The sequence below is a fragment of the Halovenus anhuiensis genome (genome assembly GCF_037080055.1).
Classification (GTDB): domain Archaea; phylum Halobacteriota; class Halobacteria; order Halobacteriales; family Haloarculaceae; genus Halovenus.
In genome coordinates this window covers 702,925-716,745 of the sequence record NZ_JBAOJI010000001.1, presented here as the reverse complement: position 1 = coordinate 716,745, position 13,821 = coordinate 702,925, and the positions used below count along the sequence as shown (strand labels likewise).

General features: G+C 62.6%; 11 protein-coding genes. 7 read left to right on the top strand and 4 right to left on the bottom strand.

Annotated elements, in window-relative coordinates; all coding sequences use genetic code 11:
* Positions 1–15: 15 nt before the first annotated feature.
* Both V8P86_RS03675 and V8P86_RS03670 read left to right on the top strand, forming a co-directional pair.
* Positions 16–1,560, top strand: a complete 1,545-nt coding sequence (locus V8P86_RS03675) for a DHH family phosphoesterase (RefSeq protein ID WP_336325885.1) — start codon at positions 16–18, stop codon at positions 1,558–1,560.
* 46 nt (positions 1,561–1,606) lie between these two features.
* On the top strand, positions 1,607–2,398 hold the full coding sequence (locus tag V8P86_RS03670) for a CBS pair associated ParBc domain-containing protein (RefSeq protein WP_336325884.1): 792 nt from the start codon (positions 1,607–1,609) through the stop codon (positions 2,396–2,398).
* Positions 2,399–2,431: 33 nt separating this feature from the next.
* Here V8P86_RS03670 and V8P86_RS03665 read toward each other — a convergent pair whose 3' ends face one another.
* Both V8P86_RS03665 and V8P86_RS03660 read right to left on the bottom strand, forming a co-directional pair.
* Positions 2,432–2,743 (bottom strand): 2Fe-2S iron-sulfur cluster-binding protein, encoded by a 312-nt coding sequence (locus tag V8P86_RS03665; RefSeq protein ID WP_336325883.1) that lies wholly within the window; start codon positions 2,741–2,743, stop codon positions 2,432–2,434.
* Between the two features lie 102 nt (positions 2,744–2,845).
* Positions 2,846–4,258 (bottom strand): selenium-binding family protein, encoded by a 1,413-nt coding sequence (locus V8P86_RS03660; protein WP_336325882.1) that lies wholly within the window; start codon positions 4,256–4,258, stop codon positions 2,846–2,848.
* Between the two features lie 179 nt (positions 4,259–4,437).
* On the opposite strand from V8P86_RS03660, the gene V8P86_RS03655 reads away from it, so the two are divergent.
* Both V8P86_RS03655 and V8P86_RS03650 read left to right on the top strand, forming a co-directional pair.
* Positions 4,438–6,138, top strand: a complete 1,701-nt coding sequence (locus V8P86_RS03655; protein WP_336325881.1) for an acyl-CoA mutase large subunit family protein — start codon at positions 4,438–4,440, stop codon at positions 6,136–6,138.
* 78 nt (positions 6,139–6,216) lie between these two features.
* On the top strand, positions 6,217–8,625 hold the full coding sequence (locus V8P86_RS03650; RefSeq protein WP_336325880.1) for a DUF7527 domain-containing protein: 2,409 nt from the start codon (positions 6,217–6,219) through the stop codon (positions 8,623–8,625).
* A 34-nt stretch (positions 8,626–8,659) separates the two neighbouring features.
* Here V8P86_RS03650 and V8P86_RS03645 read toward each other — a convergent pair whose 3' ends face one another.
* Entirely contained in the window at positions 8,660–8,965 is a 306-nt protein-coding gene (locus V8P86_RS03645; protein ID WP_336325879.1) for a hypothetical protein, read from the bottom strand.
* Between the two features lie 182 nt (positions 8,966–9,147).
* Between V8P86_RS03645 and V8P86_RS03640 the strand changes: the two genes are divergently transcribed.
* Positions 9,148–10,512 (top strand): adenylosuccinate synthase, encoded by a 1,365-nt coding sequence (locus tag V8P86_RS03640; protein WP_336325878.1) that lies wholly within the window; start codon positions 9,148–9,150, stop codon positions 10,510–10,512.
* A gap of 21 nt (positions 10,513–10,533) precedes the next feature.
* Here the strand turns inward: V8P86_RS03640 and V8P86_RS03635 are convergent, their stop codons facing one another.
* Positions 10,534–12,858, bottom strand: coding sequence for a PAS domain S-box protein (locus V8P86_RS03635; protein ID WP_336325877.1), 2,325 nt, complete (start codon positions 12,856–12,858; stop codon positions 10,534–10,536).
* 162 nt (positions 12,859–13,020) lie between these two features.
* Between V8P86_RS03635 and V8P86_RS03630 the strand changes: the two genes are divergently transcribed.
* Positions 13,021–13,215 carry a methytransferase partner Trm112 gene (locus V8P86_RS03630; protein WP_336325876.1) on the top strand — a complete coding sequence of 65 codons (195 nt, stop codon included), beginning with the start codon at positions 13,021–13,023 and terminating at the stop codon, positions 13,213–13,215.
* A gap of 33 nt (positions 13,216–13,248) precedes the next feature.
* Positions 13,249–13,821, top strand: coding sequence for a DUF7524 family protein (locus V8P86_RS03625; protein WP_336325875.1), 573 nt, complete (start codon positions 13,249–13,251; stop codon positions 13,819–13,821).

Genomic DNA, 13,821 nt, shown 5'->3' with positions numbered 1-13,821 from the left:
TCCACAACGTTACCTATGATCCAGTGGCTGCTTCTGGGCGGCGGCTCACTTCTCGGGACGGTCGCCCAGTCTATTCACGAGCAGCCCGGACGGTTGCAGGTCGGGACCGACGACTCCGCCCTCGCCGACTCGCTCACAGAGCAGGGCATTTCGGTCGCGGAGTTCGACAGCCTCGACGGCGAGGATCTCACCCGACTCGAAACCCCCAACCTCGTCGGTGTGTTTGACGAGAACCGCGACCGAAACGAGCGACTCACGGCTGCCGTCCAGAGCGTCTTCCCGGAGGCGTACTTGGTCAGTTACACCGGCTGGCCCGCCGACGGGCCGGAGCAGACGGTGCGATCCGCCGCCGGAACCGACCAACTGGCCGGCTCCACAGATCGACTCGTCGATCCCGCTGAAGCCCTGACAGAACACATCTCCGAACGGATCGGTGACCGGGGACAGCGGATGCGACAGCTACAGCGTATTCTCCGCGATATCGACCGACTTGCCGTCGTGACTCACGACAATCCGGATCCCGACGCACTCGCGAGCGCACTCGCACTCGGCCGGCTGGCCGAGGCGGCTGGCTGTCCGACCGAGGTCTGTTACTACGGCGAAATCACTCACCAGGAGAACCGCGCGTTCGTCAACGTACTCGGGATGGAACTCCGGAATCTCGACCCAGACGAGGACCTCGCGGAGTTCGACGGGATCGCGCTGGTCGATCACTCCCGGCCCAGCGTCAACGATCAACTGCCGTCAGATCTGCCGATCGATATCGTGATCGATCACCACCCGCCGCGCTCGCCCGTCGACGCCCGGTTTGTCGATCTTCGCAGCGGCGTCGGTGCGACCAGCACGCTGCTGGTCGATTACCTCGACCGGTTCAACATCTCCTTCGAGGAGGACCTCGCGACCGCGCTCATGTTCGGTATTCACGTCGACACGGACGGCTTCTCTCGGGAAGTCTCGCGGGAGGATTTCAGGGCCGGTGCACGGCTGGTCTCGGCGGTGGACTTCGCGATGTTAGAACGGATCGAATCACCGAGTATCAGCCCACGGACCTTCGGCACCATCGCCGACGCGATCAGCAACCGGCGGGTCGAGGGACCTGTACTGCTTTCCTGTGTCGGCGAACTCTCCGAACGGGACGCGCTGGCACAGGCCGCCGACCGACTGCTGAATCTGGACGGAATTACGACAGTTCTGGTCTACGGGATCAAGGACGGGAAGATTTTCATCTCGGCGCGTACTCGCGGAGCGGAGATCGATCTCGGCGAGACGCTCCGGGACGCATTCGGGCAGATCGGCAGCGCCGGCGGTCACGTCGATATGGCCGGCGCACAGATCGAACTCGGCGTGCTCGGTGCGACCGACGACCGAGACGAGTCGCTCCACAATATCGTCAAGGAGATGGTCTCCTCGCGGTTTCTGGACGTACTCAGCTCAGATGTCGGCACGCCCGCAGAGAGCCCGTACGCGACCGAAACCGAAGTCGACGAGGAGTATCTCGGCGAGGGGCCCCGGAATCTCTCACTCGGCCGGGAACCAGCCGATCAGCCCGACGATTCGTAGCTGACAGACGAGAGGCTTTTCGGGCCCCCGTTCTTCAGAGGGGGTAATGGCAGACCAAGAGAAACCGACCGTCCGCGATTATATGACTCAAGACGTCGCGACGGTCGCCCCCGAAGACACGGTTCGAGACGTTGCAGAGCGTATCGCAAAGAGCGAAAACCACAGCGGCTATCCGGTCTGTGACGGCCGTCACGTCGAAGGCTTTGTCAGCGCCCGTGATCTACTGCTCGAGGACGAACACGAGCCGATTTTCAAGATTATGTCGACTGATCTGCTTGTCGCCCACCCCGAGATGAAGCTCAACGATGCCGCCCGTGTCATCCTCCGTTCGGGTATCCGCCGGCTCCCCGTCGTTGACGATGCCGGCAACCTCGTCGGCATCATCTCTAACTCTGACGTCATCCGGAGCCAGATCGAACGCGCCACGCCCGGGAAGGTCGACAAACTCGTCAAGACGCTGCAGAATATCCACGATATCGAGGCGTCCGAGACCCGCCGGGATGTCGATCTCTCGAAACTCACGCCGACCCAGGGGAAGGTCTACGCCGACGAACTCGAAGGCCGACGGTACGAACTCGAACGGGGGCTGGCCGAACCGCTGGTCGTCATCGATACGCCGAGTGATCTGTTGCTCGCCGACGGCCACCACCGTGTGAAGGCCGCCAGCCAACTCGGTATCGAGGAGATGGACGCCTACATTATCGAGATCAGCCAGCCAGTCGAACTCGGGATGGCAGAAACTGCCCGCAAGGAAAATCTGGAATCTGTCGCGGATATCGACGCGGTCGATTACGCCCACCACCCGCTCGTCGAGCGGACTCAGCGGTTGCAGGAATAGCGCTTATTCTGGGTTCTTCGGACGATTGTTCAGTCACTTCCAGGGGTTATCGACGAGTTCGGCGACGACATCCTTGCCGACGGCGATGCGGCAGTCTGACCGGGGTTCTGCGATGCAAAGCAGCGCGTAGCCTTTCTCGAGGTGGGCCTCCTTGAGCGCTCGCGGCGGTCGCCGGTGGTCGATATCGCCTGCGACCAGCCGTCCCGTGCAGGTGCCACACGCGCCTGTGCGACAACCGAACGGGAGGCTCTCGGCGGCGTCTTCGGCAGCCTCAAGCACCGTCTGCTCCGGCGTCGCCTCGATTCGTGTCGTGGTGTCGTCTCGGATCAGGTCGATCGTATACATCGTACGGCTCGGCTTCTCTCGTCTGTGCCCTCGATCCCGCGTCGGGTGGGTCCGTCTGTGGCATTGCTCGCGGTGCTGGGTCAGGTCTCATGTCGGACCGTGTCACTGCCAGACGTCGCTGGTACAGTCACCACCAGGCCAGCGAATTTCGTGGGCGCGGGCCGGCCCCGCAGGCATGTCGGCAAAGTCGACGATGAAGTCCTCGTCCAGCGTCAGCGTCCCGTTGCGCGGATCGACGTCGGCTTTGAGCATCACCGAACCTTTCTCGGCCTCCTCAGGGAAAAACTGGTTGTCCCACGAGGAAAACAGCGAAGACGTCCAGTACAGGCGCTGGCCGTCCAGCGAGAGTTGGAGCATCTGCGGGCCGGCGACCAGATCGCGGTCACCCAACGACTGGCGATCGCCGAAGTACCCGCCCAGCGAGATCGAGTCAGCCTTGCGGGGGTTGGCAGGGTCGGAGATATCGTACATCCAGAGCTCGCCGTGGAGCCAGTTCGAGCCGTAGAGGTAGCGGTCGTCCATCGAGACGAGAATATCCGTCACGAGCGGCGGTACGGGCATGTCCCAATCGGGATGTTCGCGGGCCCCGAAGTCGATTGCCTTCTCGGCGTGCCAGTCGCCGCCGTCTTCGTAGAAGTGAAAGATATTCGAGGACAGCGCTGCGCCGACGTAGCCGTGGGTGGACTCCGGGGAGTGCAGAAATCGAACTTCGAGGGGAATCTGACCCTCCTCGCCCAGATCCAGCGTCGCCTCGTGGCTGCGCTCGTCCCAGTCCCAGACGTGTAGACTGCGCCCGTAGTCCCCGTTTTCGACGTCTTCGAGATCGAAACCGGGGTAATAGGTCTTCGGCGCGGCCCACTCACTGGAGATCATCACGTTGTGTCGTGGCTGGTACCAGTAGTCGTAGTTCATCTCCATCTCGCCGCGGTCGTTCTCCCAGCGACCCTTGATTTCGAAGTCCTCACCGAGTTCGAGGAAGCCACCAGGCAACTCGCCATCGGCGTCGCCGAGCATGCTAATGACGATGTTGCCGCCGGGGACGCAGTGGACCGTATGCGGCGCCGAGAGGTCGTACTCGAAGACTTCTTCTGGTTCGATAACCGTCTCGATCTCCGGCTCGCGGCGGTCGGTTGCGTCGATGACGTGAATCCGCGAGGAGCGCTGGCCGGGGACGATGAGGTGGCTGCGCTCTAGCCCTTCGGCATGACACGACGACGAACAGGCGTTCCACCCGAAGTGGTGCAGTTCATCCCCCCTGTTGGGCATCTCGATCCGGTCGATAACCTCCTGATAGGTGTCCGATTCCGGGTCCACGTCGACGACAGCGACGAAATCCGGGGCGTCGACGTCGGTACCGACGTACAGCCCCATCACGTACGCCAGTTTCTCTCGGTCGGCCTCCTCGATGGCTGCCTGCGGCGTCGCGTAGCCCGGCCCTACGTGGTCGTGGTGGTCGTGGTCGTGGTGGTCGTGGTCGGTGCTACCGTCACCTGCTGGTGGCTCGGCGTCACTCATAGGTACACTGACGGCCGTAAAAATCAAAAAAGTAAGGGGATGCAGTGAGACGTGAGCTGTTCAGGCTATGGGAACGCGACCTCTCTCGTCCCGACAGGGATGTCTCCGGAGTCGGCTAGTCGCTCCTCTGTCTCGAATCGGCGGTATCTTGATGGGCGGCCCGCCCGTAACGTCGTGGTATGTTCGACGAAGACGAACTCAAACGAATACAGGAGAGTCGGGAGGAGTGGGAATCCGAACGGCTCGATCCGGTCCTCTCGAAACACGGGGAACGACAGGATCGGTTTGCGACCGTCTCGAATATGGGGGTCGATCGACTGTACACGCCGGAGGACATCGCTGATATTGATTTCGACGAGGACCTCGGCTTTCCGGGGGAGCCACCCTTCACCCGCGGCGTCTATCCGACGATGTACCGCGGGCGGACGTGGACGATGCGCCAGTTCGCTGGCTTTGGTACCGCCGAGGAGACCAACGAGCGCTTCCACTACCTGATCGACGAAGGCCAGACTGGGCTCTCGACGGCGTTCGACATGCCGACGCTGATGGGCATCGACTCCGACAACCGGATGGCCAACGGCGAAGTCGGTAAAGAGGGCGTCGCGGTCGATACCCTGCGCGATATGGAGATTCTCTTCGACGGCATCGACCTCAGCGAAATCTCCACCTCGTTTACGATCAATCCCAGCGCCGTCGTCATCTACGCAATGTATCTCGCGCTGGCCGACCAGCAGGGCGTCGACCGCGCAGAGATCCGCGGCACCCTCCAGAACGACATGTTCAAGGAGTTCATCGCGCAGAAGGAGTGGGTCGTCCCGCCGGAGCCCTCGCTCAAACTCTCGACCGACGTGATCGAGTTTTCCGCCGAGGAGACCCCCAAATTCAAGCCCGTCTCCGTCTCGGGCTATCACATCCGGGAGGCCGGGTCAACCGCCGTGCAGGAACTGGCCTTCACGCTCGCCGATGGGATGGCCTACGTCGAGGACTGTCTCGACCGCGGGCTGGATGTCGACGAGTTCGGGCCGACGCTCTCCTTCTTTTTCAATTCGCACAACTCGCTGTTCGAGGAGGTGGCGAAGTTCCGTGCGGCCCGGCGGATTTGGGCGCGGATCATGGACGAGTGGTACGGCGCGGAGACCGACGAGGCCCGGATGATGAAGTTCCACACCCAGACCGCGGGGCAGTCCCTGACCGCCCAGCAGCCGATGAACAACGTCGTGCGCGTGACGATTCAGGCGCTGGCAGCGGTGCTCGGCGGGACCCAGAGCCTGCACACCAACAGTTACGACGAGGCGCTGGCGCTGCCCAGCGAGGATGCCGTCCGTGTCTCGCTGCGAACCCAGCAGATCATCGCCGACGAATCCGGTGCGGCCGACATCGTCGACCCCATGGGCGGATCGTTCGCCGTCGAGTCGATGACCGACGAAGTCGAAGCCGAGGCGATGGCGTATATCGAGGAAATCAAACGGATGGGCGACGGGTCGATGCGCGAGGGCGTCCTCAACGGCATCGAGGAAGGCTACTTCCAGCGGGAGATTCAGGACGCTGCCTACGAGTACCAGCAACGCGTCGAAGCGGGTGAAGAGACGGTCGTCGGCGTCAACGAGTACAGCATCGAGGAGGACACCGAACCGGAGATTCTGAAAGTCGACGAAGATGTCCAGAAGCGCCAGCGTGAGCGCCTCGCCGAGGTCAAAGCCGAGCGTGACGAGGGGGCTGTCGAGGACGCACTCGACGCGGTCGCGGAGGCGGCCGAGGCCGAAGAAAATGTCGTTCCAGCGGTAATCGAGGCAGTCAAGGCCTACGCGACCATGGGTGAGATCATGAGTGTGTTCGAGCAGCAGTACGGCGCATACCGGGAGACAGTCCATGTCGCATAGTCGCCGGGGACCAGTCACCCGGACTGGACGGCCGTTCGCCCGCAAAGTATATACTCCCAATCTAACTTGTGGGAAACAATGAGTACGCGCGTAGTCGATCAGGTAAACTCCTGGGACGACAGGTCGTTTTCGGGCGGGTACCGCGAATTACAGGACCTCGCCGACAGCGACTTTTCCGGTGTTGTCCGGGCTAGCGGGGCCGAACTCTACATGACACGCGGTGTCGTCGTCGGCATTGCCCGCGGCGATATCGAGGATTTCCAGTCGGGCGGCACCGTCTACGAGGCCCCGACGGACGCCCTTCCGCTTCTGGCGGTCATGCAGGAGCGCAGCGACGAAGTGCGCGCCAAATACTACACCGAGGATACGAGCATCTCGAAAGTCGACAAGACGCTCTCTGATGGTGGCTTCACCGGATTCATCGAACTCTCAGAGAACGTCCTCAGCGGCGACTACTATCTCGTCTATCACGCCGGCACGTCGATGAGCGTCGCCTACGTCGGTGAGTCGGGTCGACTGATCGAGGGCGACGAAGCCTTCGAGACGGCCGACGACGAAGTCGGCATCTACGAGGTCCGGCCGGTCGACATCGACCCGATCGATATTCCCGAACCCGAAGACGACGAGCCAGCCGGCACCGAGTCGGCGGCGAGCGCGGGAGCCGACGCGAGTACGCACAGCGAGAACCCCAACGAGACGGAGCCAGCGTCGTCTACTTCCCAGGACGACTCTGCCGACGGCTCGGCACCGCCGACAGAGACTGAGCCAGCCGAACCTGCGGCGGCGCAGGAAAGCGGCGGCTCGGTCCAACAGCAAGCCCAGTCCGCCGGGGCGGATGCGGAGGCTGAACCGGACGCGGCCGCGGAGAGTGAACCAACCGCGACCAGCGAACAGACGGATGCGGAGCCTCGTCACTCGGAGTCCAAGCGCGAAGCGTCCCAGTCGGACACACAGGAGACCACCGAGCAGGGCCAGCAGAGCACGGCCGAGTCCTCGCCGGAACCCGAATCCGAGCCCCGCGAGCGACGCGACCAGCAGGCGGCCGCTCCGGAGACGGACCGGACTCGCGAGCGTGCGGCCCAGGCCAGTGGCGGAGCGGGACAGGCGGGCCGCCAGCGAAACACCGAGGCCCGCGGCACGCCGCAGTCGCCACAGGAACCGACCCGGTCTCAGCGGCGTCAGGAGACGAACGGCCAGTCCCAGCAGACGAGTACTTCACCAGCGGCGGAGGTCGAGACGCAAGCGATCCCGTCGCTCGATCCCGATCAGACCGCTGTCCCGGATGTCGCCGAGGAGTCGAGCGATCCGATCCCCTCCCCGAGCGGCGGCTCAGCCGCAAAAAGCGAGAGCAGCCCGCCACAGAATGGGGGCCAAAAGCCCCAGCCCGAACCGGCACCGGAGCCCACAGAGCCAGCGCCGTCTCCCGGGGAGCAGCGCCCGCCGCAGTCCGATCCAGCCCCGGCCGAACAGCGCGCGGCGCCGCCGGCGGAGCCCGACAGCCCTGCCGACCCACAGCCTGCAGAGCCAGCGATCGATAGCGAGCAACTCGAAGAACTCGAAGAGGAAATCGCCGAGAAAGACGAAGAGATCGACGACCTGGAGGCCGAACTGCAATCAGTCGAAACGGAACGGGACGACCTGGAAGCCGAACTCGAAAACGTCCGCGACGAGCGCGACGACCTCCAGGCCGAGGTCGAAGAGTTGGAGAGCGATCTTAGACGACTCGAAGAGGAACTCGGCGCGGCGACCGACGCCGACCAGCGGCTGACGGCCGACGAGGCGCTGGCCGGAACGGACATCTTCGTCCGCTATCGCTCCAAGGGGAAGGCGACGCTCGAAAAAGCGCACGGCGCGAGTACGCGCAAAGACGAGGTCAACGAGAATCTCCGACTGGAGAAACACACGCAGTTCGACGCCAACGCCGTCGCGGTCGGCGGCCAGTCCTACGACGAGTTCCTCGAATCCACGCTCGAATACCAGTTCGTCCGCTGGGTCGTCCGGGAACTGCTCTTCGAGATCCGCGACACGGGCCACGAGAAGGCCCTTTCCGACCTCTACGACGTACTCCCACGGATCGACCGCGCAGAACTCTCCGGTGTCGTCGAGGTAACCTACACCGAGGACGGCCAGGAAACCCAGAGTCAGGAGGCCTTCGACGTTGTCCTCCGCGACCGGATGGGCAATCCGCTGCTGGCGGCCAACCTCAACGACACTCGTGAGGCCACGACGGAGTCGATGATGGAACGGCTGATCACCTCCGCGGAGCGAGTCGGCCAGTCCACCGACGGCTTCTCGGGTGCCTTCCTCGTGACCGAGAGCTTCTTCGATCCGGGTGCGCTTGAAATCGCAAGCGACGCGACACAGGGCGGCCTGCTCAGCCGTGACAAGCGGAAAAGCTTCGTCAATCTCTCACGGAAGCGCGGCTACCATCTCTGTCTGGTCGAGGCGCGAAACGAAAACTTCCACCTCGCGGTTCCGGAACTCTAACGAGCGCACAAACAGCGGCTTCAGCTATTCTGAATCAGCCTTCGACTTCCGCGACTTCGTCGATTTTCATTCCGTCGAGTTTCTCGACGATGTGATCGATCTTGCCGTCGAGATCCTCGACGAATTCCTCGGTGTCTTCAGTCGTGATCGCACCCTGGCTCGATGGCTCGATGAGGTTCTCCTCTTCGAGAACACGGAGCGAGTACCGGACCTTGTGATGCGGGTAGCCGGTCTCGTTGGACATCTTGACGATCCCGATCGGCTCGTTTTCGATTACCATCCGCAGGACTTGGAGATGGCGTTCCAGCATATCCACTTCTTTTTCGAGTCTGTCTATCATGACAATTGTTAACTTGTGGTGGCCGGATTTAAAGGTTGTTGTCGGCCAGTGACTTTTCCGCAGAATCCAACCGGCGGGTCGCGCTATGGGGACGTTCGCCAAGGGTGGGTATAAAGGCTTCGGGGATTGTTCGCCGTATTGGACCGTAATCGGTTTACCGCGTTGGCGGGAATTGAGCCGTGATGACCGTTACAATCGTCGGCGCGCAACTCGGCGACGAGGGCAAAGGTGGGATCGTCGATCTCTACGGCGAACCTGCCGATGTCGTCGCCCGGTATCAGGGCGGGGACAACGCCGGCCACACTGTGGTACACGAAGGCGTGGAGTACAAGCTATCGCTCGTTCCCAGCGGGGCAGTCCGTGGGAAGATCGGAGTGCTCGGCAACGGCTGTGTCGTCAATCCGCGAACGCTGTTCGACGAACTCGATACGTTGGCCGAACGCGGCCTCGACCCTGACGTGCGGGTCGCCCGCCGTGCACACGTGATCTTTCCCTACCATCGGATCCTCGACGGGATCGAAGAGGATGTCAAAAGCGAAGACGATCAAGAAGTCGGCACGACCGGCCGCGGCATCGGCCCGACCTACGAGGACAAGGCCGGCCGCCGTGGCGTCCGCATCGGCGACCTGACCAACGCGGAGGTGCTTCGAGAAAAACTCGAATACGTCGTCCCGCAGAAACGCGCCCTCGCCGAAGATGTCTACGGCGTCGACGTCGGCGAGGAGTTCGATATCGACGCGCTGTACGAGGAGTACCGCGAGTACGGCCAACGGTTGGCGGAGGAAGGGATGCTCGTCAATGCGGGGGATTTCCTCGCCGGCCGCATCGACGATGGCGACAAGGTGATCTTCGAGGGTGCGCAGGGGACGCTCATCGACATCGACCACGGCAACTATCCCTACGTCACCTCCTCGAACCCGACCGCGGGCGGCGCGGCGACGGGGACAGGTCTCGGACCCGACGTTATCGGGGGCGGTGAGATCATCGGCATCGTGAAGGCGTATCTTTCGCGTGTCGGAAGCGGCCCGATGCCGACCGAACTCGCCGGCGTCGAGGGCGATACGCCCGGCTACGCCGGCGAGGCTGACCCGGCGGAAGAAGAACTCGCAACCGAGATCCGCGAAGCAGGCGGCGAGTACGGTACTGTCACCGGTCGCCCCCGACGCGTCGGCTGGCTCGATATGCCGATTCTTCGCCACGCGACCCGAGCGAGCGGCTTCACTGGACTGGCAGTCAACCACGTCGACACGCTGGCTGGCTTCGACGAACTCAAAGTCGGCCACTCCTACGACCTCGACGGCGAAGAAGTGAAGACGGTACCCGCGACCACCGAGGAGTGGGGTCGCTGTGAACCGAATCTGCGCACCTTCGACGGCTGGGAGGATGCCGACTGGGAGCAGGTCGCAGAGGACGGCTACGACGCACTGCCGGAAAACGCCAAGACATACCTCGGATACATCAGCGACGAACTCGACACGCCGATTTACGCCGTCGGCGTCGGCCCGGGCCGCGAACAGTCCGTCGTTCGCGAGCGCCCCTTCGAGTAAGCGATTCACCTTTTACCGCGGTTACTCGTCGTCTTTCGGGAGTTCGATTTTGACGACGGTGCCTCGCGGGGTTCGATCCCGGACGGTGACCGAACCGCCCGAACGCTGGACGATCCAGTGCACCAGCCAGAGCCCGAGACCGCTTCCGTGATAGAGGTCATCGATTGCCCGGCCGCTTTCGAGCACGTCCCGGTCCATCTGCGGGATGCCGGGCCCGTCGTCGGCGACATAGATCTGGACGCGATTGGGGCACTCCTCGACGGAGAGGTCGACCGAGGGCTTCGGTCGGTCGTTGTGAGCGATTGCGTTCGTCACCAGTTCGTCGATCGCTTCGTCGAGATTCGCGGCCGCCGAGACGGTCACCTCGGGTGGTGAATCCACCGTGATCTCTGCGTCTGCGTCGTCGATCTCCGCTTCGATCCGTTCGAGAAGCTCCGTCACCTCGATCTGGCGGCTGTCGGCCTTCTCGCTCAGGATCTCCGTGATCGTCCGTGACTTGTCGCTGGTCGTCAACAGTCCATCGGCGTGGTCCTGAATCGTCTCGGCGGCCTCGGCGATGGTGCCGTCCGACCCGGCGCTGATCCGTTCGGCTTCCAAGCTGATCACTGTGAGATCGTTGCGGAGGTTGTGTCTGAGTACTCTGTCGACGACGCGGAGCTGTCGGGCTCGTTCCTCGCGTTCGGTCACGTCCCGCAGGACGGCGACGAACCCGGTCTCGTCGTCTTCGTCGAGGGGGTAGTACCGCACGTCGAGAATCCGCTTGCCCCCGGTCGGATGGGTCCGCGTCATCGTGTATTTCACTGTCTTACCGTCCAGCGCCCGCTGGGCGTTTTTCCTGATCTCGGCTTCGGACTCGCCCTCGAAGACATTGCTCGTCAGCGTCCCTGGGACCGTCTCCTGGTCGAGGCCGTGATAGGCACAGTACTGCGGATTCGCGAACAGATACCGTCGGTCCGAGTCGACTGCACAGATCAGATCTGTCGCTCCGTCGACCCCCCGTTTGTACTGTCTGAGCTCCGCTTCGCGCTCTTTGAGGTCGGTTATGTCCCGGTAGACCGACAGCGTTCCTGACAGGGTGCCTTCTTCGTCGTAGTACGGGTACAACTGGGTGTTGAACGTCGCTTCGACGCCCGTCTGCTCGAATTCGATCGAGATGTCGAACTCACTCGGGCGTTCCGTTTCGAGTGCCTCCTGGCGTTTTTTCTCGATCCTGGCGGCGGCCTCGCTGTCCATGTACAGCGATTCGTCTGCATCGAGTATTTCGTCGCGCGAGTAGCCCGAGAACTCGGTAAAGGCGTGATTCGCGAGCCTGTGATGGCCGTCTGTATCCTGAATCGTGATCGGGTCGCTCACCCGCTCGACAATCTCCCGGTACCGTTTCAGTTCGCGCTCGTGTCGCGCCAGTTCTTCGCTCACCTCGTTGAACCGGGTACCGATCTCGTCCCACTCCTGTGCGCCGCCGACGGAGATCTGTGTCCCGTAAGACCGCTCCGCGAGGCGGTCGAAGCCAGCCAGTAACTCCTCGATCTGGTTGAGATTCGACCGTTTGAACCACATGCCGAACGCGATCAGTGAGCCGAGTACGAGCATCCCGGCACCGAACTGCAGCCCAGTCGCGAGTTGTGTCTGTTGCGAACCGGTGTCTCGCTGGGCTGCCGTGACGATCCAGCCGGTCGAATCGACGGTTGCGTCTGCCGACGTTGCTGTACTCTCGGCGAACGATTCCGAGGCGTACAGCCGCTCGTCTCCGTCCGTGATCCGGAGTTCGCTGTCGGTCCCTTCGAGTACGGACAACGACTCGAAGAAGGTTCCGCCCCTGAGATGGAGTGCACCGTTGAGTGTGCCGACGATCTCGTCGTCGTCACGGATCGGTGTCGACACCGTGACGATGAGATTCCCGGTCGCTGCTTCGACGGGCTCGCTCACGTAGGTCTCGCCCGCCATTGCCCGCTGGAAGTAGGTCCGGTCGCTGAAGTCCGAGCCGAGTAGCGCTGTCCGATTTTGCTCTGTCAATCCTTTCGACTCGATTGCGACCATCTCCCCCTCGGCCATGATGACAGAGATTCCCTGATAAGGGGTTTGCTGGACGAGCCGCTGTAAGGTTACCCGCCGGTGTTGGGTGTCGTTGCGCACCGTCGGATCCGTCGCGTATAGCTGGATCGTGCGAGTCCGTTCGGCGAGCAATCCATCGAGTTGCGTGGCCGTGGCTTCGGCGGTGGTTTCGAGTGACTCCTGTTCCTGTTCGGAGACGGCGTCTTCGTACAACTGAAACCCCGAGACGACCGCCACACCCAGCACTACCGCGACCAGTGCAACGACGATCGCGAACGCTCGTCGGAGTCTCATTGACTTCTTATCAGACCGATGTCGCCGACTGTTCCGCGAAACCGATCATACGACTGTTTCAGCAACACGGTATATATATCTGAATCCTGTTGTGATTTATTTGATAACGCGGGCACGGCTGGAAGCGCAAACGCTTTTCACCACGCCGGCCAACTCGGAAGTATGCAAGAAGACCTGATGGAGATCCTGTGCTGTCCACTCGATAAACACGATCTCGAACTCGACGTGACCGAGCGTGACGAGGAGGAAATCCTGACAGGGACGCTCACCTGCACCGAGTGTGGCGAGGCCTACCCAATCGAGGATGGCATTCCGAATCTGCTCCCGCCGGACATGCGCGAGGAGTCGCCAGCCTGAAGGTTTTTCTACTCGCCGGACCGAGATTCAGGCGTGCCAGATCCGCTTCCCGTCCACGTCAGCCGCGAGGAACTCCACAGCCTCGAGGTTCCACCTTCGTTCGAGACGACTGGCTCGTTCGACGTTCGGCTCATCAACCACGCCGAAGCTCTACATATCCATCTCCACCTCGACGACGCCCTCTCGGAAGTCGCCACACTGGACGCCGGCAACCACTACGTCGAGGGTGAGTCCGAGCGATACGTCCGGGTCGCCGTCGACACCGACCGGATCGACGGCGACGAACTGCTCGGCAAACTGAAAGTCGCCTCGGCGTACGGCTCCCAGACCCGCTGGGTCGACGTGACGGTCAGCAAACCGGACCCCGAGGCGAACACCGTCGAGGTCGACGAATCTCTCGCCACGCCCCAGCCCAAGACCGACGACACAGATCTCTCGCTCTCACCGGCCGTCCCGATGCTCGGGCTGGGCGCGCTCGCGGTCGTTCTGTTCGCCGTCGCTGCCCTGCTGTTCGACGGGACTGTCCTACTGGTCGGCGGCGTTGTCGTGGTTGGCGGTGTCCTCAGCGCGCTCTTTTTCCTGATACGTGATAACGATCCACTCTAA